At 65.2% G+C, this 20881-nt stretch carries 18 protein-coding genes; 6 read left to right on the forward strand and 12 right to left on the reverse strand.

What is annotated here, in order from left to right:
• The first annotated feature begins 97 nt into the window (after positions 1 to 97).
• Positions 98 to 748 (forward strand): LGFP repeat-containing protein, encoded by a 651-nt coding sequence (locus FOY51_RS04890; protein WP_149429081.1) that lies wholly within the window; start codon positions 98 to 100, stop codon positions 746 to 748.
• Between the two features lie 108 nt (positions 749 to 856).
• Positions 857 to 1714, forward strand: coding sequence for an acyl-ACP desaturase (locus FOY51_RS04895; RefSeq protein WP_235916119.1), 858 nt, complete (start codon positions 857 to 859; stop codon positions 1712 to 1714).
• 9 nt (positions 1715 to 1723) lie between these two features.
• Here FOY51_RS04895 and FOY51_RS04900 read toward each other — a convergent pair whose 3' ends face one another.
• The 4 genes from FOY51_RS04900 to glpX all read right to left on the reverse strand — a co-directional run bounded on the left by FOY51_RS04900 (position 1724) and on the right by glpX (position 7576).
• Positions 1724 to 3361: a serine hydrolase gene (locus FOY51_RS04900; protein WP_503487659.1), complete on the reverse strand. Its 1638-nt coding sequence runs from the start codon at positions 3359 to 3361 to the stop codon at positions 1724 to 1726.
• A 72-nt stretch (positions 3362 to 3433) separates the two neighbouring features.
• On the reverse strand, positions 3434 to 4837 hold the full coding sequence (locus FOY51_RS04905; RefSeq protein WP_149429082.1) for a class II fumarate hydratase: 1404 nt from the start codon (positions 4835 to 4837) through the stop codon (positions 3434 to 3436).
• 13 nt (positions 4838 to 4850) lie between these two features.
• Positions 4851 to 6503, reverse strand: coding sequence for a fumarate hydratase (locus FOY51_RS04910; protein WP_149429083.1), 1653 nt, complete (start codon positions 6501 to 6503; stop codon positions 4851 to 4853).
• Between the two features lie 32 nt (positions 6504 to 6535).
• Positions 6536 to 7576: a class II fructose-bisphosphatase gene (glpX, locus tag FOY51_RS04915; protein ID WP_149429084.1), complete on the reverse strand. Its 1041-nt coding sequence runs from the start codon at positions 7574 to 7576 to the stop codon at positions 6536 to 6538.
• Positions 7577 to 7692: 116 nt separating this feature from the next.
• Between glpX and FOY51_RS04920 the strand changes: the two genes are divergently transcribed.
• On the forward strand, positions 7693 to 8268 hold the full coding sequence (locus FOY51_RS04920) for a DUF4245 domain-containing protein (protein ID WP_149429085.1): 576 nt from the start codon (positions 7693 to 7695) through the stop codon (positions 8266 to 8268).
• 20 nt (positions 8269 to 8288) lie between these two features.
• Here the strand turns inward: FOY51_RS04920 and FOY51_RS04925 are convergent, their stop codons facing one another.
• The 3 genes from FOY51_RS04925 to FOY51_RS04935 are packed head-to-tail and all read right to left on the reverse strand — an operon-like array spanning position 8289 to position 10391.
• Positions 8289 to 8522: an exodeoxyribonuclease VII small subunit gene (locus tag FOY51_RS04925; protein WP_149429086.1), complete on the reverse strand. Its 234-nt coding sequence runs from the start codon at positions 8520 to 8522 to the stop codon at positions 8289 to 8291.
• A gap of 4 nt (positions 8523 to 8526) precedes the next feature.
• Entirely contained in the window at positions 8527 to 9816 is a 1290-nt protein-coding gene (gene xseA, locus FOY51_RS04930; RefSeq protein ID WP_149429087.1) for an exodeoxyribonuclease VII large subunit, read from the reverse strand.
• Positions 9813 to 10391, reverse strand: a complete 579-nt coding sequence (locus tag FOY51_RS04935) for a lipid droplet-associated protein (RefSeq protein ID WP_149429088.1) — start codon at positions 10389 to 10391, stop codon at positions 9813 to 9815. The genes xseA and FOY51_RS04935 overlap by 4 nt, the downstream gene beginning before the upstream one ends.
• Positions 10392 to 10490: 99 nt before the next feature.
• Between FOY51_RS04935 and FOY51_RS04940 the strand changes: the two genes are divergently transcribed.
• Positions 10491 to 11498: a 4-hydroxy-3-methylbut-2-enyl diphosphate reductase gene (locus FOY51_RS04940; protein ID WP_149429089.1), complete on the forward strand. Its 1008-nt coding sequence runs from the start codon at positions 10491 to 10493 to the stop codon at positions 11496 to 11498.
• A 13-nt stretch (positions 11499 to 11511) separates the two neighbouring features.
• Here the strand turns inward: FOY51_RS04940 and FOY51_RS04945 are convergent, their stop codons facing one another.
• Positions 11512 to 12363 (reverse strand): DUF6542 domain-containing protein, encoded by an 852-nt coding sequence (locus FOY51_RS04945; protein WP_149429090.1) that lies wholly within the window; start codon positions 12361 to 12363, stop codon positions 11512 to 11514.
• Positions 12364 to 12386: 23 nt separating this feature from the next.
• The gene (locus FOY51_RS04950) at positions 12387 to 13538 is read right to left on the reverse strand and encodes a DNA recombination protein RmuC (protein WP_149429091.1); all 1152 of its coding nucleotides are present in this window, start codon (positions 13536 to 13538) and stop codon (positions 12387 to 12389) included.
• Between the two features lie 100 nt (positions 13539 to 13638).
• On the opposite strand from FOY51_RS04950, the gene FOY51_RS04955 reads away from it, so the two are divergent.
• A complete protein-coding gene (locus tag FOY51_RS04955) occupies positions 13639 to 14805 on the forward strand; it encodes an exonuclease SbcCD subunit D (RefSeq protein WP_149429092.1) in 1167 nt (388 codons plus the stop codon).
• Positions 14802 to 17780, forward strand: coding sequence for an AAA family ATPase (locus FOY51_RS04960; RefSeq protein ID WP_149429093.1), 2979 nt, complete (start codon positions 14802 to 14804; stop codon positions 17778 to 17780). The genes FOY51_RS04955 and FOY51_RS04960 overlap by 4 nt, the downstream gene beginning before the upstream one ends.
• Here the strand turns inward: FOY51_RS04960 and FOY51_RS04965 are convergent.
• Genes FOY51_RS04965 through FOY51_RS04975 form a run of 3 tightly spaced genes read right to left on the reverse strand, consistent with a single transcriptional unit; the run spans position 17731 to position 20850 of the window.
• Entirely contained in the window at positions 17731 to 18885 is a 1155-nt protein-coding gene (locus tag FOY51_RS04965) for an AI-2E family transporter (protein WP_149429094.1), read from the reverse strand. The genes FOY51_RS04960 and FOY51_RS04965 overlap by 50 nt on opposite strands.
• A 13-nt stretch (positions 18886 to 18898) precedes the next feature.
• A complete protein-coding gene (locus FOY51_RS04970; RefSeq protein ID WP_149429095.1) occupies positions 18899 to 19393 on the reverse strand; it encodes a methylated-DNA--[protein]-cysteine S-methyltransferase in 495 nt (164 codons plus the stop codon).
• Positions 19390 to 20850 (reverse strand): AlkA N-terminal domain-containing protein, encoded by a 1461-nt coding sequence (locus FOY51_RS04975; protein ID WP_187776182.1) that lies wholly within the window; start codon positions 20848 to 20850, stop codon positions 19390 to 19392. Before FOY51_RS04975 ends, FOY51_RS04970 begins: the two co-directional genes overlap by 4 nt.
• Between the last annotated feature and the right edge of the window lie 31 nt (positions 20851 to 20881).

Consider the following 20881-nt stretch of genomic DNA (forward strand, 5'->3'; position numbering starts at 1 on the left):
GACCGGAGGTTTGCCGTGCTGTTGCGGGCATTCGGCGCTACGCTACGCGAGGGTAGCGTGAATTACGTCGCCCATACCTGATGCGAGAGGATTGAGTATGCAGCACATCGCTCGTCGAACAGCTGGATTCACCGCGGCATTTGCCGCAATCGCCTTGATTGCCGTTGGTTGCGGCGACGACTCCAAGACTCCAAGTGTCGGCGACCTGACTGCCTCCGCCAAGTCGGCAGTTTCTTCGGCCACCGATTCGGCCAAGTCTGCTGTCGATAGTGCAACCGCATCCGCGGGCGCTTCCGGTTCGGAAGGCGCATCGGGCGCAGAGGGCTCGGGTGCAGAGGGCTCGGGCGCAGCCGGCTCGGGCGCAGCAGGTGCCGAAGGCGCCGGCGGCACAACCCAGATCAACACCCCGTCGGGCGAGGTCACCGTCGCAGGTGGCGTGCTCGACAAGTACAAGTCGGTCGGCGCAGACACGGGCACCCTCGGGCTCCCGACCGGTCCTGAGCAGACCGACAACAAGGGTGGCAAGTACCAGGAATTCGATGGGGGCATCATCTACGCGGGCGCCAACACGCCTGCACACATCGTGTGGGGCGAAATCCGTAAGGCATGGGAAGCCGATGGCGGCGCCAACGGCCAGCTCGGTGCCCCGCTGACGGACGAGCACCCGATCGCGAACGGTCTCCAGAGTGATTTCGAGAACGGCAACATCACCTACATCAACGGACAGACCGCGGTCGTCCCGAAGTAAGTGCTGGCTGATGCAGTAAATCTCTTCTGACGCGTGGCGGTCATCCGGTGAGGGTGACCGCCACGCGTTGTTTTTCCAACCGTCGCGTCCAACCGTTACCGTGGTGCGGTGCCTTCCACGGAATTGAACGACAAAGACCTGCTCGACGCCCTCGCACCAGTTGTCTCGGACAACCTGGAACGCCACATCGCCGTTGCCGATGTCTGGCAGCCGCAGGACATGGTGCCGTGGGACGACGGCCGGAACTTCGATTTCCTCGGCGGAACCGATTGGGCGCCGGAACAATCCACGTTGAGCGATATCGGAAAGCTCGGGCTTACGGTCGGCGTCCTCGCTGCCGACAATATGCCGTCCTACCACCGCGAACTTGCTGGCCGGCTGGTCAGCGGTCCGTGGTGGCGCTGGGTCGGCAGGTGGACCGCGGAGGAGAACCGGCATTCGATCGTGCTGCGGGACTTCCTGGTCTTGACTCGCGCAGTCGACCCGGTCGAACTCGAACGCGTCCGCATGACCCATATGACGACCGGCTACAGCCTGCCTTCGTTGCATCTGCTCGAGATCCTCGCGACCGCCGCGTTCGACGAGGCCGCCTCGGCGATCCGGCATCGCAACACCGCCGCGCAGTGCGGTGACAAAGTCGCAGCAGCTATCTGTGAACGAATTGCGACCGATGACGAGCTGCAGACGAAATTCTTCGCGAACCTGATCGATGCCGCGCTGGATCTGGCTCCGGAACAGACTGTCAACGCGATTGCCGAGAGAGTGCGAGAGTTCCGAGTTCCCGTTATTCCATTGCCCGGCGACCGCGACAGCACCGGCGAGTTGGCCACCGCGGGAATCTACGATCCCGCACGTGAGACCGAACTGGTATTCGGCCCCTTGATTGCCGAATGGAATATTGCTGGGCGGACATTCGAGCCTGCCGGTGAACAGTCTCGCGATGAATTGGGGAAACTTACCGTTTAATGCGCCCGATCACCGGGTGAACCGTCCGAGGCCGTCGTCGTCCAAGTACTCGACGGTGAGTGCGTTTCCGGCGAAGGTGGCCTTGGAGATGCTCCCGGGTGGCGCGTTCTCGCTGTTGAGCGTGAACGTGAACGTGTCGCCGTCCCAATGTGTCAGTGGATACGACTGGCCCTTCGGGCCGAGCCCGAGTACCAGTTTGCCGTCCTTTTCCGATACGACGGCAGGTCCCCAGTAGTCGCTGTTGTATGTCCCGACATAGGTGGCATTGGGTTGTGCGGCAGCAGCATTGGGCGGCGGTGTCTTCCCGATCAGTGATCCGGTCGGATTGCTCTCCGCGGCGAAGGCGTTCTTGTACAACGTGCGCCAGTCCTGACGGACCTCACCGAACTGGACAAGATCGGAGAATTCGGCGGTCAGTGTCTCCGGAACACCGGTCGGTGCCGCGTTGGTCAGCGCGATGATCGCAACATCTGCGGACGGAAGCACCACGAAGTTGGTTCCGGCCCCGAGGGCGAACGCGCCGGAGTGGCTGTACTGAGCACGACCGGCGGACGTGATCGAGACGTTGAAGCCGTAACCGTAGTAGCCGGACCGCGAGTCGGGTGTGCCTGCGGGACTGGACACGATCTCGGCCGTGACGGCGGGTAGCAGTGCATCCGGCTTCACGATTTCCTTGCCGTCGTATTTGCCGTCGGCGAGCAACATCGCCAGCCAATGACTCATGTCGTCGACCGACGAACTCACACCTCCTGCCGGCGACTGCGCGTCGGGTTGGCGCTGTGACTGTGCCGGCTGGGCGACATACTTGTCGCCGACCTTGACATGGCCGACAGCGTGGTCCGGCTTCGCTTCGAAATCGGCGAATCGTGAACTGGTGGAGGACATTCCGAGGGGCCCGTAGATAGCCTGCTGCGACAGTGTCTCCCAATCGGTGCCTGCGGATGCCGCCGTGGCCTCCGCTCCCGCCGTCACGCCGAAGTTGGTGTAGTGGTAGGTGATTCGGAACGGGTCGAGTGGCACCAAGCGGAGTCGCTCCAGCACCTGGCGCCGGTCGTAGCCGAGCTCCTCCAGCTTGTCGCCCGCGTGGTCGGGCAATCCCGATCTGTGCGCGTACATGTCGGCGATGGTCACCTTCGGCGTCACCGTGGGGTCGTCGAGAGCGAACCAGGGCAGCTTCGACACCAGCGGTGTGTCCCAGTCGATCGCCCCGGTTCCGACCTGATGGGCGATGACCGTCGAGCCTACGGATTTCGAGACCGACGCCAGCTGGAAGACGGTATCTGCGTCCACCTTGTCCGGCTTGCCGATGTCTCGCACACCGAAGCCCTTGGCGTACACGGTCTTTCCGCCGTGCACCACAGCAACCGCCATGCCGGGAATCCCGGATTCCTTCATCAGCGAATCGGCCAGGCCGTCGAGCTTGCCGATCGCGTTGTCGACTGCGTTCTCGGGAAGGGCGACGCCTGCAACCTGACCCGGCGACTGCTGTGGCGACGACTCCGCCGACGATCCCGACGGTGCCGCCGCACTCGAAGAGCCGGACGAGGAATCATCGGACGTGGATGCTGTGCATCCGCCGATCAGAGCCACTATCGACACCGCTGCAGCGACGGACATCGTGCTCCGTCGGCGGTGCCCCACACGCATTGTCGACCAGGTGCGCAGCGTCATGAAACGACGTTAGTCCTCGGGTGGTCCCCGAGGGAACAGCAATTTGTGCTATTCCTTTACCTTTGCCATCGCAAGGACGTCGAGTCGTTTGTCCAACTCTTCTTCGGACAGCTTGTCGCCGACCAAGCCGCGATCGATCACGGTCTGCCTGATGGTCTTCTTCTCTTTCAACGCCTGCTTCGCGACGGCTGCGGCTTCCTCGTAGCCGATCGCGGAGTTCAGTGGCGTCACGATCGACGGGGACGACTCGGCGAGTTCCTTGAGGTGCTCGACGTTTGCCTCGAGTCCGCTGACGCACTTGTCTGCGAACAGGCGTGAGACGTTGGCCAGCAACGTGAACGACTCGAGCAGGTTGCGAGCCATCATCGGGATGTAGACGTTGAGTTCGAACGCACCGGACGCGCCACCGAACGCGACGGCCGCGTCGTTGCCGATGACCTGAGCGGCGACCTGCGTAACTGCTTCCGGCAGTACCGGATTCACCTTGCCAGGCATGATCGAGCTGCCGGGTTGCAGATCGGGAAGCCGGATTTCGCCGAGACCGGTGAGCGGTCCCGAACCCATCCAGCGGATGTCGTTCGCGATCTTGGTCAGCGAGACGGCGATGGTGCGTAGCGAACCCGATGCTTCGACGAGGCCGTCACGCGCAGCCTGCGCCTCGAAGCTGTTCTTTGCGGGCGCCAGTGCGTCTACGCCTGTCGACTTGACCAGTTCCGCAACCACTTTCGGACCGAATCCGTCCGGTGCGTTCAGTCCCGTCCCGACGGCGGTACCGCCGATGGGCAGCTCGCCCAAACGAGGAAGGGACCCGCGTATTCGTTCGACCCCGGCCTCGATCTGACGGGCGTAGCCACCGAACTCCTGACCGAGGGTGACCGGCACCGCATCCATGAGGTGGGTGCGGCCCGACTTCACCACGGTCCTCCACTCGACAGCCTTACCTGCGAGGGCCTGCTGCAGATGCTCCAAGGCCGGAATCAGATCCGTCACTGCGGCTTCCGTTGCGGCAAGATGCGTAGCGGTGGGGAAGGTGTCGTTCGACGACTGCGACATGTTGACGTGATCGTTGGGGTGCACGTCGCAGCCGTTGGCCTTGGCAATGGAGGCGATCACCTCGTTGGCGTTCATGTTGGAGCTGGTACCGGAACCGGTCTGGAACACGTCGATCGGGAACTGGTCGTCGTGGCGGCCTTCGGCGATCTCGTTCGCCGCGGCGATGATCGCGTCGGCCTTCTCCGCATCGAGTAGGCCGAGATCCTTGTTCACCTGAGCGCACGCGGCTTTCAGCAAACCCATTGCCCTTATCTGCGTGCGTTCCAGTGGACGCCCACTGATCGGGAAGTTCTCCACCGCGCGTTGCGTCTGTGCCCGCCACAGGGCGTCGATGGGCACGCGAACCTCGCCCATGGTGTCGTGTTCGATTCGGAATTGCTGATCGTCACTCGCACTCATGGGACGCCGTCTCCTAGGTTCGTATTGGAATACTCCGGAATACCACCGACTCCTCCGCTGGGTTCGCGAAGAAGTCGTTCCCCTTGTCGTCTACAACAATGAACGCGGGGAAATCTTCCACCTCGATTCGCCACACTGCTTCCATACCCAGTTCGGGGTATTCCAGAACCTCGACCTTCCGGATGCAGTCGAGCGCGAGACGCGCGGCGGGCCCGCCGATCGATCCGAGGTAGAAGCCGCCGTGTGCCGCGCATGCGTCGGTGACCTGCTGCGACCGGTTGCCTTTCGCGAGCATGATCAGCGAACCGCCTGCCGCCTGGAACTGTTCGACGTACGAGTCCATGCGTCCGGCTGTGGTAGGGCCGAACGACCCCGACGCGTAGCCCTCCGGGGTTTTGGCCGGTCCCGCGTAGTAGACGGGGTGGTTGCGCAGGTACTCGGGCATCGGTTCGCCGGAGTCGAGCAGGTCCTTGATCTTGGCGTGTGCGATGTCACGCGCGACCACCAATGTTCCTGTCAGCGAAAGACGAGTCTTCACAGGGTATTTCGTGAGTTCTGCACGAATTTCGTCCATCGGCCGGTCGATGTCGATCCGTACGACTTCTTTGTTGAGCGCCGCGTCGTCCGTATCGGGCAGGAAACGCGCCGGATCTTTCTCCAGCTGTTCGAGGAACACGCCGTCGGCGGTGATCTTCGCGCGGGCCTGCCGGTCCGCAGAACACGACACGGCGATGGCCACCGGGCACGACGCACCGTGTCGGGGGAGTCGAACGACGCGGACGTCGTGGCAGAAGTACTTGCCACCGAATTGCGCTCCGATGCCGATCTTCTGGGTCAGCTCGAAGACCTTCTGCTCGAGTTCCAGATCGCGGAAGCCGTGGCCGGAGGGCGAACCCTGCGTCGGCAGCTCGTCGAGGTAGTGCGCGGAGGCGTATTTCGCAGTCTTGAGGGCGAATTCGGCGCTGGTGCCACCGACCACGATCGCCAGGTGATACGGCGGGCACGCCGACGTACCGAGGCCGCGGATCTCCGTCTCGAGGAAGCGGAGCATCGCCTTCTCGTTCAGGACCGCCTTGGTCTTCTGATACAGGAACGACTTGTTCGCCGAGCCGCCACCCTTCGCCATGAAGAGGAACTTGTAGGCGTCGCCGTCCGTCGCATACAACTCGATCTGCGCGGGCAGATTGGAGCCGGTGTTCTTCTCGTCCCACATGGTGATCGGCGCCAACTGCGAATAGCGCAGGTTCAGCTTGGTGTAGGCGTCGTAGACACCCTGGGCAAGCGCCTCGTCGTCACCGCCCTCGGTCAACACGTTCTGCCCGCGCTTGCCCATCACGATCGCGGTGCCGGTGTCCTGGCACATCGGCAGCACACCCGCAGCAGCGATGTTCGCGTTCTTCAACAGGTCCAGCGCGACGAACTTGTCGTTCGCGGACGCCTCGGAGTCGTCGAGAATCCGTTGGAGTTGCTCGAGGTGCGCTGTTCGCAGGAAATGCGAAATGTCGTGAATCGCCTCGGCAGCCAGCGCCCGCAGCGCCTCCGGTTCCACCTTCAGGAAGGTTCGGCCGCTCGCCTCGAAGGTGCTGACACCCTCGGCGGTGACCAACCGATACGTCGTGGGGTCCGGACCGCTGGGCAGCAGGTCCGTGTAGTGGAAGTCGGGCATGTGGCGTCCTTGCAGTGCGTGTTCGGAAATACTCAGGGCATCGGCGGAACGGCGCCGTCAACACCGTGGAAATCGATCGACGAGTATTCACCAAGCTTCGCGAGCCGGTGGTACGCGTCGATCATGCGGACGGTCCCGGACTTGGAGCGCATGACGATCGACTGTGTCGACGCGCCGCCGCCGTAGTAACGAACGCCGCGCAGCAGGTCGCCGTCGGTGACCCCGGTGGCGCAGAAGAAGACGTTTTCGCCGGAGACCAGGTCCTCGGTGCCCAGCACACGGTCCAGATCGTGACCGGCGTCGATCGCTTTCTGGCGCTCGGCATCGTCGGTCGGAGCGAGCTTGCCCTGCAGTGCGCCACCCATACAGCGCATCGCTGCGGCCGCGATGATCCCCTCGGGCGTGCCACCTGTGCCGATCAGCATGTCGGTGCCTGAATCGGGACGTGCTGCCGCAATGGCACCGGCAACGTCGCCGTCGGAGATCAGCCGAATTCGAGCGCCGGTATCGCGTACCTCCTGGATCAGGGGGATGTGGCGGGGACGATCGAGGATGCACACCGTCACGTCGGAAACCGACGCCTTCTTCACCTTCGCGACGCGCTTGATGTTCTCGGCGACGGGCGCGGAGATGTCGATGACATCTGCGGCGTCGGGGCCGACGGCAATCTTTTCCATGTAGAACACGGCGGACGGATCGAACATGGAGCCGCGCTCGGACACGGCGAGCACCGAGATGGCGTTCGGCATGCCCTTCGACATCAGCGTGGTGCCGTCGACGGGGTCGACCGCGAAATCGCAGTCCGGACCGTCGCCGTTGCCGACCTCTTCGCCGTTGTAGAGCATGGGCGCTTCGTCTTTCTCGCCCTCGCCGATCACCACGACACCGCGCATGGTGACGGTGTGAACGAGTTGGCGCATGGCATCGACTGCGGCGCCGTCGCCACCTTCCTTGTCGCCGCGACCCACCCAGCGACCGGCGGCCATTGCACCGGCTTCGGTGACGCGCACCAGCTCGAGAGCAAGGTTGCGATCAGGGGCCTCGCGGCGACTCGATGTGCTGCTGGCCGTCATGCGCGGTGCCTCCTGAGGGATCGGGTGCCAGGCACCCTGGTGGGAAAACTCACTCTCAATTCTCGCAGAGGCCCGCGATTGGTCGCACGCGGGTTGGTGCTGGGATAGTGGACTGCGTGGCATCCGATAAACCGCGCATCCTGCACAGCAGTAAAGACATGATGTTCTCGCTCATTCCGCTGGTCATCATGTGCGTGATCATCGCCGCGATAGCGAGCCAATGTGCTTTTCGGCCCGGCGGACCGAAGGAAGGGCCGATTCCCAACTTCGACGTCGATGCGTCCCTGAAGTACGACGCGAGCGAGCTGGCGTTCCCTATTCGGAACCCGCACGTACCCGACGGGTGGAAGCCGAACTCCGGCAGCCGCACCAAGGTGAACGGTCCCGGCGGGGGCGATGTGAGCACGGTCGGCTACATCACCGACGCAGGCGCGTTCATGCAGCTGTCGCAGAGCAATGCCACCGAAGATGCCCTGGTGCCTGCGTTGTTCGGTGATCGGTCGGCCACCGGTTCCAACGAACTCGACGGTCACACCTGGGTGATCTACGCGGAGAAGGGGAGCGAGCCGCTGTGGGTCGCCGACTTCACGCAGGTTCGCGTTCTACTCAAGGGTGCGGGCACTACGGACGAGTTCACCGCACTCGCCCACGCCGTCGACGCCGCGACGCCGCTGAAGTCTCGAACCCCCTGAAATCTCGAACCCCCTGAAAGTCAGCTCTCCTGTGCAGCCTCGGCCTTGGCGAGCGCATCTTCGACCCGCTTGCGCGCGCCCGCCAGGTGTTCCTCGCAGCGACTCGCCAGAGCTTCGCCGCGCTCCCACAGGGCCAGCGATGCATCGAGGTCCAAGCCGCCCTGCTCGAGTACCTTCACCACATCCACCAGTTCGTCGCGGGCGGCTTCGTAGCCCATCGTCGAGATGGGCGTCGCGTCGTCGTTCTGTGTCATTCGTCTAGCTCCGTTCGTCGTTCTTGCCAGCTGGTGTCGGACCCAGCGATGCGGCATTGATCGCTCCGTCCGCAACGCGGATTCGGAGCTGCGCGCCGGGCGGTGAATCCGCAACGGAACGCAAGATATGAGGTTCATTTCCCGCTGAAATGCGTTGCACCACAGCGTATCCGCGAGCAAGGGTTGCTGCGGGGCCCAGCGTGGACAGGCGTTCGCCGAGGTGGCGAATCGCGGTGTCCGCGCCATCGAGAGCCCGCAGTACATCACGTCGGGCGGCGTCGCGCATCCTCTCGACCTCGTCGTGGTGGCGATCGAGTGCGCGAAACGGTTCGGCGAGTACCTGTCTGCTGCGGACTTGCTGCAGCGCTCTGGATTCGCGCTGCACCCAGCCACGCAGGGCAGATGCGGATCGATCGCGCAGTTCGTCGACCAGGTCTTGTTCTGCGACGGCGTCCGGAACCACGCGCTTGGCGGCGTCGGTGGGGGTGGCAGCACGAACGTCGGCGACATAATCGCTGAGCGGACTGTCGGGTTCGTGGCCTATAGCGCTCACGATCGGGGTGGTGCAGGCGACGATGGCGCGGCAGAGTGCCTCGTCGGAGAACGGCAACAGATCTTCGACGCTGCCGCCGCCGCGGGCAAGGATGATCACGTCGACGCCTCGATCGCCGTCCAGTTCGGCCAGCGCAGTAAGCATCTGCGGCACCGCCGTCGGCCCTTGCACGGCGGTGTTACGAACCTCGAATCGCACTGCGGGCCAACGCTGCTGGGCGACGGTGAGGACGTCGCGTTCGGCTGCGCTGGCACGACCGGTGACGAGACCGATCGTGGTGGGCAGAAACGGAATCGGGCGTTTGAGCCGATCGTCGAACAACCCTTCGGCGTCGAGCAGGGCGCGTAGGCGTTCTATCCGCGCCAACAGTTCGCCGACGCCGACGGCGCGAATCTCGATGACGCGCAACGAGATCGTTCCGCGGCCGGTGTAGAAACCGAGCTTGCCGTACATGATCACTCGGCTGCCCTCGGTGAGGGGAACGGGCGAACTACGCAGCAGGTCGGGCGAACACGTCACGGTCAGCGACATGTCGGCTGCGGGATCCCGCAACACGAGAAAGGCCGTCCGGGTGCCAGGGCGAACGTTGATCTGGGTGATCTGACCTTCCACCCAGACGCTGCCGAGTTTGTCGATCCACTGTGCGACCTTGGTCGCGACCGAGCGGACCGGCCACGGATGCTCGGCCGAATTGGACGTTCTGGCCTGTGACTGCGCGGGGTCGGTGGGTGACTGCGTCACTTCGCCTTGGCGGATGCGATGCGATTGGCGAGCATCGTCTGGAAGGGCGCGCGGGAGAGCGTCTTGTCCTCGTAGTCGAGGAGGGTGGTGAGCTCGTCGACCGACAGCGAGCGCAGACGCGCGCGCAACTGGACCAGCGTCAGCGTCCCGTAAGCGAGGTATTGCGCGATCTCCGGTTCGTCGGTGCTGCCGTTGGTGTGCTCCGGCTGCTGCAGCGGGGCGGCGGCCGGGGGCGAGCTGATCTCGTCGGCATTGGGCGGCATCGAATACAGCGCGAACCTGCCCGGATTCGACGATCGCTGCGTCACATCCGCGTCGTCGGACTCGAGTTGATCTTCGTCGAAGGAGGCCCACGCCGGCTGGGGCTCGTCACTGTCGAGAAAACGGCCGAAAACTTGATCGCCGCGGATCGCGAGACTGGTGATGAATTGCTGGAAATGCATCCCCGTCTGCAGTGTCTTGCTGAATGCCGTCATCGGCAAAGTCACTGCAGTCCCCGGAATCTTCCGGGTCTCCTCGAGGACGTAGGCGGCAGCCCCTGCCGCGATGCGCGCGAAATATGGAGGACGGATCATGCACACAGAGTGCCTGATGACTGTGACATTTGGTAGCTGAGGGGTCGTTTGCCCGTTGTCAGCGTCGCCGGCGGGCGCCCGCCCCGTATCGTGGGTGCCATGTCTTCCGCGGTACCACTCAATGTCGGAATCACTCGCTCGGCGGCCACCGGAACTGCCGGGGCGGGGGTCAAGCGCGTGCTGCTCGCGGAGCCGCGCGGTTATTGCGCGGGCGTCGACCGCGCCGTCGAAACGGTGGAGAAGGCGCTGGAGAAGCACGGTGCGCCGATCTACGTGCGCAAGGAGATCGTGCACAACCGGCATGTCGTGGAGACGCTGACGGATCAGGGCGTCATCTTCGTCGACGAAACGGACGAGGTGCCGGAGGGATCGTTGCTGGTCTACTCCGCACACGGTGTTTCGCCCGCCGTGCACGTCTCGGCGGCCGAGCGGAACCTGCGCACCATCGACGCGACGTGCCCCCTGGTGACCAAGGTGCATCAGGAAGCCAAGCGGTTCGCGCGCGATGACTACGACATTCTGTTGATCGGCCACGAAGGCCACGAAGAAGTCGAGGGCACCGCGGGTGAGGCGCCGGACCACGTGCAGTTGGTCGACGGCCCGGCCTCGGTCGACAACGTGACCGTGCGCGACGAGAACAAAGTCATCTGGCTGTCCCAGACCACGCTCAGCGTCGACGAGACGATGGAAACGGTCGCACGGCTACGCGAAAAATTTCCGCTGTTGCAGGATCCGCCGAGCGACGACATCTGCTACGCCACCCAGAACCGGCAGGTCGCGGTGAAGGCGATGGCGCCGGAATGCGATCTGGTGATCGTGGTGGGTTCACGCAACTCGTCGAACTCGGTCCGGCTGGTCGAAGTGGCGCTCAATGCCGGCGCACGGGCATCACATCTGGTCGACTACGCCCGCGAGGTCGATCCGGCCTGGTTGGACGGCGTTCAGACCGTGGGCCTGACATCCGGAGCGTCGGTGCCGGAGGTGCTGGTGCGGGGAGTCATCGACTTGCTTGCCGAACACGGATTCGCCGACGTTCAGTCGGTGACCACCGCGAACGAGACCTTGGTGTTCGCGTTGCCGCGAGAATTGCGCGCTGCCCGTACCTAGGTTGCCGAGCAGGTCAGCGATCGTAGGGCGGCTGTTCGCGCCTGCGATAGCGAACCTGCGGCGCTGGATGCGCGGGAACGTCCGAGCGTGAACGGAGAACCGGCGCCGAGCGGGTGTGCTGCGGCCGGTAGTCGGTTGCAGCAGGCTCGGTGCGCGTCACCCGGGGCGGCGTCACGCGAGGGGGCGGGGTCCGGCGCGACCGCGTTTGCGGCTGGGCAACCGGGCGAGGACCGGTCGCGGGCGGTGGTGTCACCGGAGTGCGGAAGCGATCTTCGGCGCGTGTTGCGGTCGCAACCGGTGCCGCGGCGCGGGAGCTGCGGGCAGCACGACTCGTCGGTGCTGCGGAACGCGCGCCCGGTCGGGCAGTTCCTCTCGTTCCCCGCGACGGTGCCACCCGGGGCCGACGCGACCGCGCGCTCGACACTCCGGATTTGTGGTGTGCCAGGTAGAGCCGAGCGCCGCCGATGACCAACGCGGTCAGCGTTGCGACCAACATCCACGGGAACCGATTGACCAGTGGAATCGCGACGTTGAGCAACACGTCTTTGATCGACGTGCCGCCGCCCTTCGTGAAGTACTGATACGCCAACGGCACCGCGACGAACAGAATCAACGGCGGTTGCACCATGGTTGTGAAGATCGCCTTGTGCCGGACGGCGAGGACGGCGACCAGGCAGCCGAGGAAGTAGAAGAGACCGAACACCTTGGTCAGTTCCGTGCCGCGCGCTGCATCGATAACCAGACCTAGCAGTGTGAATCCCACCGCGATGAGGACCGCAACGCCCGCAGAGACACCACGAACCGTCGGGACCACCGACCGCTGTGCCACAGGCACGGCGGCACGAGCGCGTTGAGAAGCAGACACACAACGACACTAACCGTTCAACCTTAGAAAACGTCTTTGGCATGTCCGCTCGTCGACGAGATGTTGCTCATTCCGACCGCCCGCGGCCACGATTCCACCTGACTCACCTCCTTGCTCTCTCCGTCGTAGAGTTCGAGCTCGTCGAGTTTGCGGGCTGTCACCAATACCCGCGACTCCATCGACGCAACGGTGTGATTGAACGAATCGACCGCCTTTCCCAGCTGTGCGCCAAGGCGATCCAGATGAGTACCGGCCGTTCCGAGCCGGCTGTACAGCTCTCGACCCAGTTGATGGATGGTTGCTGCGTCGCGACTGAGAGCTTCTTGGCGCCACGTATGCGCAATGGTGCGCAGCAGCGCGATCAGTGTGGTCGGAGTTGCGAGAATCACATTTCTGGCGAAGGCATGCTCGAGCAGGTCGGCGTCGGTGGTGAGCGCGGCGTCCAGGAACGCATCGCCGGGGAGAAAGAGCACCACGAACTCCGGTGTGGGATCGAACAGTTCCCAATACGCCTTGTCCGCGAGCTGATCGATGTGTTTGCGCAGCTGACGGGCGTGGCGAACCAGATGCGACTCCCGGCTCTGCGGATCCTCGTCCTGTGCCGCGTCCAGGAACGCCGCGAACGGCACCTTCGCATCGACCACGATCTGCTTGCCGCCTGCCAGGTACACCACGAGATCGGGGCGGGCGCCGTCGCGCGTGACCTGGGTGTCGAAATCGCAATGCCGAACCATCCCGGCCAGCTCCACGACGCGCTCCAGCTGGATCTCACCCCACCGCCCACGAATCTGTGGCGCGCGCAACGCGGTGACCAACTGCGTCGTCTGTGTCGAGAGCAACTGGGAGGTGCGGTGCATCCCCGCAACCTGCTCACGTAGTCCCGCGTACGCCTGCGCGCGGGTGCTCTCGACCTGGGCAACATGGCGGTCCAGCGCCCCGACCGCTTCGCGGAGCGGATCGACGAGCGCCGCAACCTGCTGGCCGATGGCGGTCGAGTGGCGACGGGCCGCGTCCTCACCCGCGGCCCCGACGGACTGATGCAGCAGCCGCTCGTTGTCACGCATCGCGGCTAACGTTGCCTGTGCGCCGGTACTGCGCGCCGCATGCAGCAGCCAGCCGAGCGCAAAGCCCACAGCGAGTGCGAGTGCGAGGCCCAAGGCGGTGGTCGCGGTCATGTGGGGGATAGTGCACCACCCCACCGACAAGTCTTTTCGGACGCGCGAAACGCGGCCGGGCTCACCGATTCTGTCGGTGCGGTCGCCTACCGTCGGCGACATGAGGATCTTGCACACTTCCGATTGGCACATCGGGCGCACCTTTCACGGTGTCGACCTGCTGGCCGATCAGGCGCGTGCCCTCACGGCCATCGCGGAACTGGTAGCGGAACACGCGGTGGACGTCGTCGTCGTACCCGGTGACATCTACGACCGTTCCATTCCGAGTGCCGACGCCATCGTCGTGTGCAACAACGGATTCGAGGCGATTCGTGCCGCAGGCGCAGTGATCGTCGCGACGTCCGGCAATCACGATTCGCCCGCCCGGCTCGGCGCCGCAGCAGGTTTCGCCTCCGCAGGCGGATTGCATCTGCTCACCCGCGTATCGGATGTCGACAGCCCAGTGCTGCTGGAGGACCGACACGGGACTGTCGCCTTCTACGGAATTCCGTACCTGGAACCGGAGACCACCCGTGGGGAACTCGGTGTGCCGGAAGCCCACTCGCATGCCGAGATACTCGACGCGGCGATGGCTCGGATCAGTGCCGACATCGCCGACCGAGACGGCGTGCGATCGGTGGTGCTCGCGCACGCCTTCGTGGTCGGCGGGAACGCAACCGGTTCCGAGCGGTCGATCTCGGTCGGCGGCGTCGAGACGGTGCCGCTGTCGGCGTTCGACGGCATCGGCTATGTGGCGCTGGGCCATCTGCATTCGCCGCAGACGCTGTCGGACTCGGTGCGCTACAGCGGATCCCCGCTTCCGTACTCGTTCGGCGAAAGTTCGCACCGCAAGGCCGTGTGGATCGTCGACATCGACGCCGACGGCGCGTGCGCCGTCGCCCGTCACGATCTGCCCGTGGTGCGCGGGCTTGCGCAGCTGACCGGCAGCATGGACGAATTGTTGACCGACGGCCGGTTCGCCGAGCTGATCGATCACTACGTCTCGGTGGTGCTCACCGACAACGAGCGACCGGTCGACCCGATGCGTCGTCTACAGGAGCGCTTTCCGCATGCCATCCATGTGGAATGGGAACGGCCGCAGGGTGTTACGGCGCTGCCGTATCGGGATCGGGTGCGCGGGCGCAGCGATGTGCAGATCGCGCGCAGCTTCCTCACCGACGTGCGCAGCGAGCCGTCGGTGGGCGAAATGACGTGGATGGAAAAGGCTTTGGCGGCGGCTGTGCGCGAACCGGTCGAGTCGACACCTGCGTGGGATGCGACCGCATGAGGCTGCATCGGCTGAAGGTCACGGCATTCGGTCCGTTCGCCGAGACCGCGGAGGTTGACTTCGATGCCCTCGGCGCGGACGGGCTCTTTCTGCTGCACGGCCGCACCGGGGCAGGTAAGACGACTGTCCTCGACGCAATTGCGTTCGCGCTGTACGGAACCGTTCCCGGCGCACGTCGCGATGCCAAGCGTCTTCGCTCCGATCACGCGCCTGCGGGCACCGTTCCGAAGGTGCTGTTGGAGGCGACCATCGGTGGGCGGCGATTGCGGCTGGTGCGCAGCCCAGAGTTCCATCGACCCAAGCTTCGTGGCACCGGGATGCGATCGGAGCCCGCGAAGGCGACGTTGACCTGGTTGGACGGTCGCGGCCAGAACCTCACGCGTCTCGTCGACATCGGCGACGAGGTCAATCGACTGCTCGGAATGAGCGCCGACCAGTTCTTTCAAGTTGTCCTGCTGCCGCAGGGCGAGTTCGCCCGATTCCTGCGGGCCGACAACGAGGATCGCGAGAAGCTGCTGGAAAGGCTTTTCGACACGCAACGATTCGGCGATGTCGAGACGTGGCTTGCCGAGCGGCGCAAGGAGAGCGCAGCAGAGCTGGGTGGGCAAACGCTCGCTATCGATCGGCTGGTTGCCCAGGTGTGCACAGCGGCAGGCTCCGACGGTCCCGAGGTCGGTGCCATGGAGTGGGCTCAGGATCTGCTCGCGACTGCGCGGGCGGCCAAGGAGTCGACGGACGCCGATCTCGCCGCTCGAACCGCGGCGTCGGATCAGGCCGCAGCCCGACTGGCGGACGATCGCCGCATCGCCGACCTCCGCAAGCGCAAGAAGGCCGCAGAACTACGGCTCGACGAATACCGAGCTGGGCACGCGTACCGCGACGCCATGGTGCGCGAACTCGCCGCGGCGCGCCGAGCCGTACCGGTGACGGCAGCCGCAGCCGAACTGGATGCGAGTGAACATGTTGCTGCGCAGACTGATTCGGTGCGGAGAAAGGCGTCGGCGTCAGTCGTAGTTCACGGTGGTGCTGCACTTGCCGCTGCCGTGTCCTGGCCACCCGCGGTTGCCGATGTGGCGATCATCGATGATGCGACTCGATCGTGGACCACGGAGATCGGCACGCTCGACGAAGTCATCGAGGACGTGCGAACAGCCGCGGCACTGCGGCGTGAACGCGACGACCGGGCTGTCGAACGCGAGCGACTGTCGGCTCGGATCGAGTCGCTGCGGACCACACGCGATGCGATTCCCGCTCGGCTGCGGGAGACGGAAGTACAGCTGCGTGCGGCGGTGGAGAACGCGGCGCGCGCGCCAGGGTTGGACGCCGTGCGTGCGGCGGCAGCCGACGCGGCCACGGCCGCAATCGAACTCGGCAAGCGTCGCAGGGCGCGAACACGGGCGCAGAGGACACTCGAGGACGCTCGCTCCGCGCACACCGATGCGCGGGAACGAGTTCTCGACCTGCGTGAACGGCGCCTTGCCGGGATGGCGGCAGAACTGGCCACTGCGCTGACGGACGGCGATCCGTGCCAGGTGTGTGGATCGATATCGCATCCGAAAATCGCTCGACCGGCGGATGATTCGGTTACGAAGGCCGACGAGGTGACTGCGGCAGCCGACGAGCACAGGGCAGCGGCCGCGCTCGACCGCGCGATGGCGGCGGTGTCGACGGTCGAGCGAGAGATCGATGCGCTGATCGGACGTGGCGGCGACCGTGATCGTGCGGTCCTGACGGCCGAGTTGACCGATGCGACCGCACGATTCGAGGCTGCGACCGCGGCAGCCCAGCGAGCCGCGCAGCTGAGCACGCACATCGACCGACTTCGTGTGGAAGAGTCGACCGTCGCCGCGAACCTGCGGGATGTGGATAATACGTGCGCGGCAGTGCTGGAACGGATTTCGGCGATCGAAGAACGAATCGCACAACTGGAGAAGCGCATTGCGGGGGCGGCCGGCGACGACGAGTCCGTCACAGCGCGACGCGCGCGGTTGGACGCACTGGCGAGGGCCGCCACCACGTTCCGTGATGCTCGTGCAGCGGCACAGGCCGCAGCCGATGCGGTTGCCGCGCTGCAGGCCAAGCTGGACATCGTCACCGCGGAGGGGGCATTCGCCGACGTCGCTGCTGCTGTTGCCGCGGCGCGTACGCCCGTCCGGCTTCGCGCTGTCGAATCCGAACTCGCTGCCGCCGACGAGGTTCGCGTGCATGCCGAAGCGGTTCTCGCCGAGCCCGACATCATGGCCGTCCGCGATCATCCGCCGACCGATCTGCCGCAACGAGAAGCCGACGCGCTTGCGGCAGGGGCGGCTCTCAACGTCGCGGTGGCCGCCCACGCCGAAGCTGCCCGTCGGGCAAGTCAGTTGGAAGACCTGGTTGCTCAGCTGTGGGCCGCGACCGATCGACTGAGCCCCCTGCAAGCGCGTCACGACGAACTTGCGGGCGTCGCCGATCTGGTTGCCGGGCGTGGTCAGAACGCGAAACGAATGTCGTTGCGCTCGTACGTGCTTGCGGCTCGACTGGAAGAGGTGGCCGCAGCGGGAACAGCACGGCTACGCAGAATGTCCGGTGGTAGATACGAATTCGTGCACTCCGACGCCCAAGGCCCGCGAGGCAAACGCGGTGGGCTCGGACTCGAAATTCGCGACGACTACACGGGCGCGATTCGGCCTGCGAAAACCTTGTCGGGAGGCGAAACCTTTGTCGCGTCACTGGCATTGGCATTGGGCTTGGCCGATGTGGTGGCCGCGGAATCGGGCGGCGTTGTGCTGGACACCATGTTCATCGACGAGGGCTTCGGCAGTCTGGACAACGACGCACTCGATGCCGTGATGGGCATACTCGACGAGCTCCGCGCAGGCGGACGGGTCGTGGGCATCGTGAGTCACGTCGACGAGATGCGTCAACGAATTCCGAGCCGCCTACACGTCATTCGGGGGCGGGCAGGCTCTCGGCTGGAGGCTCAGCTGGCGGTGTAGCCGGCTCGGGATCATCCTCTTCGGGCCCGCCGGTGCGCTGGTCGATCTGTTCGCCCAGGTAGCGCACCAGCACGGCGCCGACCGCCGCTGCGGGTACGGCAAGGAACGCGCCGATGATGCCGAAGAGCGAACCGCCCGCGGCGACGGCGAGCAGCACGACGACGGCGTGGAGGTTCATGCTGCGACTCTGCAGTACCGGCTGCAGCACATTGCCTTCGATCTGCTGCACGGCGACGATGATCGCGAGCACGATCAGCGCGGTGGTGAAACCGTTGGCCACCAGCGCAACGAGCGCGGCGAGCGCGCCGGCGACAAATGCTCCGACAATCGGAACGAAGCCGCCGAGGAAGGTGATGACGGCAAGCACCAGTGCAAGCGGAACACCGAGGATCACCAGGCCGACGCCGATGAACACCGCATCGATCAAGCTCACCAACGCCTGAGTTCTGATGAAGCCGCCCAGGGTGTCCCACATCCGCGACAGCACTTCCTCGATGTGGCTGCCGCTCTCCCGACCCAGGACGCGGTGCATCCACGGGATGAATCGCGGACCGTCCTTGATGAAGAAGAAAGACAGAATCAACACGAGGCCGAGCGTCACCAGGACGGACGTCGCGGCACTGACTCCGGTGAACACACCGGACGCGATCTGCGATGCGCTCGACTGCAGGCGATCGACGATCGCTTTGACCGCCGAGTCGAGCTGCTCGTCACGAACGTTGAACGGTGGCCCCTGCAGCCAGTTACGAACCTGATTCACACCTTCGGACGATCTGTCCGCCAGCTGGGGTGCCTGATCGACCACCGACGGGACGATCAACGCGACGACCCCCCCGAGCACGGCGAAGAACAGCAGAATCGTCACTGTCGCGGCGGCAGCAGGGGGCAAGCCGCGCTTGGTCATCGCACGCGTCGGCGGCCACAGCACGGTCGAAATGACCACCGCAAGCAGCACCGGCAACACGATCACCCACAGTTTGGCAGTGACGAAGCCGAGTACCCAGGCGCCGGCTGCCACTGCCACGATGCACAGCGACCACTTGGCAAGCCAGAAGATGCCTTTGCCGATCACATCCCCGCGAGCAGGGGCATTTGTCGCGTTCATGCCCCACAGCTTCTCATCCTTCGTGAGCGATCAGCCAGCGTTTCGCATCGAGCCCCCAACGGAATCCGCCGAGAGAGCCGCCGATGCGCACCACCCGATGGCACGGCACGAACAGTGCGGCTGCGTTGCGGCCGCAGGCGCTCGCCGCTCCGCGGGGTGCGTCGGGACGTCCGGCGAGAGAAGCGAATTCCGAGTAGGTCACCGGTGCGCCTGCTGGAATCGTGCGCAGCACCGACCACGCATGCTCGAGAAACTCGCCGGAACGCTGCACGACGGGGACGGCGTCGATGGCCACGAGATCGCCGTCGTGATAGGCCGTGATCGCGGCGGTGACCGGGCCGAGGTCGCGTCGTCGACGGAGTTCGGCAGGCCGCAGCGTCGAATGCACAACGGGCCGAAGAGTTTCGGTGTCGGCCGTCCAACCGGAGGCAAGCACGGCACCGTCCGCGTCGATGATGGCGGTGAACGGCCCGATCGGAGTATCGACGGTGGCGTAGTGCGCGATCATCGGTTGACCAACGCTGTTCGCCAGAGGTGCATCGACACGTAGGACCGCCACGGTGCCCACCGGTCGCAATCGCGTAGGTCGAGTCCCAGACGTTGCGCACCCTGGCGCAGCACCAGATCGGTGTCGAGCAAGATGTCGGGGTCCGCGAGCAGCCGCATGCTGACGTAGTCGGCGGTCCAGGGACCGATGCCGCGTAGCGCCAGGAGTTCGGCGCGCAGATCGCCGATCGTCCTGCCCGCGTGCAGGTTTACGTCGCCGTCGGCAATCGCGCGTGCCACATCGACGATCGCGGTGACGCGCCGGGCAGGGCCGGTCAGAACGTCGTGGCCGTGTTCGGCGACCGCCGCCGCGGTGGGGAACAGACGTGTCACGCCCTCGTGCGGTGTATCGATGGGCTCGCCAAGGGCGTCGACCAGCCGGGCGGTGTGCGTCGCAGCCGCAGCGAGCGAGATCTGCTGCCCGATCATGGTGCGTAGCAGCAACTCTGTGCCGTCGAGGTTGCCCGGAACTCGGATGCCCGGGGTCGACGCGACGGCAGCGGCGAGTTGGGGGTCGTCGCCGAGAGCGGCGTCGACGGCCACCGGATCGGCGTCGAGATCGAGGAGATGACGGATCCTGCTTACTGCGGGCGCAAGATCACGCATGTCGGCCAACGACAGATCCGTGCTGACGAATCCCGGCTCGATCCGCAACGACACGCTGCCGTTGCCATGCGGCAGTCGCAAGCTGCGGGCGTACGAACCATCGCTCCATGTCTCTACCGATGGCACTGCGTGGGCGGAGAGGAACCAGTCGATCCACGACGGATTCAGCGGTGTCCGATAGGGGAGCCGCAGCGTGACGGTGCCTTTCGTGGAGAAGGCGTTCGGTCGCCTCTCGGCGTCGTCGCGCATCCGCGACGGCGTCATCGCGAACACCTCTCGGATGGTGTCGTTGAATTGGCGGATGCTCGTGAAGCCTGCGGCGAATGCGATGTCGGACATCGGCATTCGAGTCGTTTGGATCAACAGGCGAGCGGTGTGTGCGCGGTGTGCCCGTGCCAGCGCGAGCGGGCCTGCACCGAGCTCGTCGGTGAGCACGCGGGTCAGCTGGCGCGTCGAGTAGCCCAGTGTTTCGGCAACCGAGCCGACGCCGCCGCGTTCGACGGCGCCGTCGGCGATCAATCGCATCGCGCGCGACGCCAGATCCGATCGCGTGTTCCACAACGGCGAGCCCGGCACCGCATCGGGCGCACAGCGCAGGCAGGCGCGGTAGCCGCCGTGCTGTGCCGCCGCGGCCGTGGGCAGAAAGATGATGTTCTCCGGGTTCGGGACCCGAGCGGGACACGATGGCCGACAGTAGATTCCGGTCGTGCGGACGGCGGTGAAGAACTGGCCGTCGAACCGCGAATCCCGCGACGACACGGCGTGGAAGCACCGTTCGAAGTCGAGGTAGGGCGGAGTGGTTGCTGTGGTCACGTCACCACTGTGGCAGTGCTTCCAGCCCAGC

The sequence above is a fragment of the Antrihabitans cavernicola genome (assembly GCF_008297975.1).
Classification (GTDB): Bacteria; Actinomycetota; Actinomycetes; order Mycobacteriales; family Mycobacteriaceae; genus Antrihabitans; species Antrihabitans cavernicola.